The following is a 2,786-nucleotide window of genomic DNA, read 5'->3' as shown; positions in this document are numbered from 1 at the left end:
CCTGAATCCGCCCCTGGCGGGTGGAGACGGTAACTTTGTACCTATGAAGTACGCCCAGTCCGTTCTGGACCTCATCGGTAATACGCCGCTCGTCAAGCTGGACCACGTCACCGACGGCATCGGGGCCACGGTCCTGGTGAAGCTGGAATACCTGAACCCCGGCGGTTCCATCAAGGACCGCATCGCGGTGAAGATGATCGAGGAGGCCGAACGCACCGGCAAGCTCCTGCCCGGCGGCACCATCGTGGAACCCACCTCCGGCAACACCGGCGTCGGCCTGGCCCTCGTGGCCCAGCAGAAGGGGTACCGGTGCATCTTCGTGGTGCCCGACAAGGTCGGCGAGGACAAGCGCGCCGTGCTCCAGGCCTACGGCGCCGAAGTCGTGGTGACGCCCACCGCGGTCCCGCCCGACAGCCCGCAGAGCTACTACGGCGTCTCGGACCGGCTGGTTACTGAGATCCCCGGCGCCTACAAGCCCGACCAGTTCTCCAACCCGGCCGCGCCGGCCAGCCACTACGAATCCACCGGCCCGGAAATCTGGCGCGACACCGACGGCCGGATCACGCACTGCGTGATCGGTGCCGGCACCGGCGGCACCATCACCGGCACCGGCCGGTACCTCAAGGAAGTCTCCGCGCACCGTGCGGAGGCCGACGGCGGCGTGGTCAAGATCATCGGCGCCGACCCGGCAGGTTCGGTCTACTCCGGCGGCACCGGCCGGCCGTACTTCGTCGAAGGTGTCGGCGAGGACATGTGGCCGGCCAACTACGACAAGGCCGTCCCCGACGACGTCATCGCCGTGAGCGACGCCGACTCCTTCGAGATGACACGCCGGCTCGCCCGCGAAGAGGGCCTGCTCGTGGGCGGGTCCTCCGGCATGGCCGTCGTCGCCGCCCTGCAGGTCGCCAAGGACCTGCCGGAGGATGCCGTCGTCGTCGTGATCCTGCCGGACTCCGGCCGCGGCTACCTCGCGAAGATCTTCAACGACCAGTGGATGCGCTCCTACGGCTTCCTCGCCAGCGGGGACGAAGCCTCCGTGGGCGAGATCCTCAAGTCCAAGACCGGGGTGCTGCCGGACCTCGTGCACATCCACCCCAACGAGAGCGTCCGCGACGTCATCAACATCATGAACGAGTACGGGGTCTCCCACATCCCGGTGCTGTCCCAGGAACCGCCAGTGGTGATGGGCGAGGTCCTCGGCGCCGTCGACGAACGCACCCTGACAGCGAAGCTCTTCCGCGGGGAAGCCAAACTCTCGGACAAGATTTCCGAACACATGGAGGCCCGGCTGCCGGTGATCGGCTCGCTCGAATCGATCTCGACGGCCCGCGAACTCCTCTCCGACGCGGACACCCTGATGGTGACCTTCGTCGGCGCTCCAGTGGGGATCCTGACCCGCCACGACCTCCTCGCCTACCTGAGTAACTGACCCCAGCACCTGGTTTCAGCAACTGACCCGGATGCCGGACCCGCCTCCCCGGAGGCGCCCCGGCCGCCGGCCGAAAGGAACGCATATGTCTTTGCCAGAAAGCTCTTCCGCCAAAACCGCCGGTTTCAACACCCGCGCCGTGCATGCCGGCCAGGAGTTCGAGCCGCGCACCGGCGCCGTCGTGCCACCGGTGCATTTCTCCACCACCTATGCCCAGGAAGCGATCGGCGTGCTGCGGGCCGGCTACGAATACGGCCGCGGGACCAACCCCACCCGTGACTCGCTGCAGGAACAGCTCGCGGCGCTGGAAGGCGGGACCGCCGCGTTCTCCTTCAGCTCCGGCCTCGCCGCCGAGGACTCCATGATCCGCGCCCTCACCCGGCCCGGCGACCACATCGTGCTCGGCAACGACGCCTACGGCGGCACCTACCGGCTGATCAGCAGGGTGCTGGGGGAGTGGGGCATCGGCAACACCCCGGTGGACATGTCCAACCTTGACGCCGTGGCGAAGGCCGTGGCAGCTGGGGGGTCGAACGGCGGCAAAACCCGGCTCGTCTGGGTGGAGACGCCGTCGAACCCGATGATGAAAATCACCGACATCGCAGCCCTCTCCAAGGTGGCGCACGACGCCGGCGCCCTCCTCGTGGTGGACAACACCTTCGCCTCGCCATACCTGCAGAACCCGCTGGCCCTCGGCGCCGACATCGTGGTGCACTCCACCACCAAGTACATCGGCGGGCACTCCGACGTCGTCGGCGGCGCCATTATCGTCAACGACGCGGACCTGGCCGAGAAGATCGGCTTTGTGCAGTTCGCCGTCGGTGCCGTGTCCGGACCGATGGATGCGTTCCTGACCACCCGCGGGCTCAAGACCCTCGGTGTGCGGATGGACCGGCACAGCGACAACGCCCAGGCCGTGGCCGAGTGGCTGCTGCAGCGTCCCGAGGTGGAGGCCGTGCTGTACCCGGGCCTGCCCTCGCACCCCGGGCACGAGCTCGCCAAAAAGCAGATGAAGAAGTTCGGCGGGATGATCTCCGTGCAGTTCAAGGGCGGCGAAGCCGCGGCACGCAAGGTGGCTGAGTCCACCTCCGTGTTCACCCTCGCGGAGTCCCTCGGCGGGATCGAATCCCTGATGAACTACCCCTCGGAAATGACGCACGCCTCGGTCAAAGGCACCGAACTGGCCGTCCCGGTCAACCTGATCCGGCTCTCCTGCGGCATCGAGGACGTCGAGGACCTCATCGCTGACCTGGAGCAGGCGTTCTCGCAGATCGAATCCGCGTCCGGTGAGTCAGGCAGCTAACTACCCGTGACCACCACCGCCAGGGCCACGCCCTCCACCACCCGCGGCTGGCTC

At 67.5% G+C, this 2,786-nt stretch carries 2 protein-coding genes; both read left to right on the top strand.

Going from position 1 to position 2,786, the window contains the following annotated elements; genetic code table 11:
- Window positions 1-43 precede the first annotated feature (43 nt).
- Entirely contained in the window at window positions 44-1,429 is a 1,386-nt protein-coding gene (locus K789_RS0100875) for a cystathionine beta-synthase (protein WP_024365099.1), read from the top strand.
- 85 nt (window positions 1,430-1,514) lie between these two features.
- Complete coding sequence (locus K789_RS0100870) at window positions 1,515-2,732, top strand: cystathionine gamma-synthase (RefSeq protein WP_024365098.1); 1,218 nt, start codon at window positions 1,515-1,517, stop codon at window positions 2,730-2,732.
- Window positions 2,733-2,786 lie beyond the last annotated feature (54 nt).

The sequence above is a fragment of the Arthrobacter sp. TB 26 genome (assembly GCF_000427315.1).
Taxonomy (GTDB): domain Bacteria; phylum Actinomycetota; class Actinomycetes; order Actinomycetales; family Micrococcaceae; genus Arthrobacter.
This window is presented reverse-complemented; position numbering and strand designations above follow the sequence as displayed.

Excerpts from the sequence above, each read along its gene's own strand:
- K789_RS0100875 (WP_024365099.1), top strand. The coding sequence starts at position 44 with ATGAAGTACGCCCAGTCCGTTCTGGACCTCATCGGTAATACGCCGCTC.
- K789_RS0100870 (WP_024365098.1), top strand. The coding sequence starts at position 1,515 with ATGTCTTTGCCAGAAAGCTCTTCCGCCAAAACCGCCGGTTTCAACACC.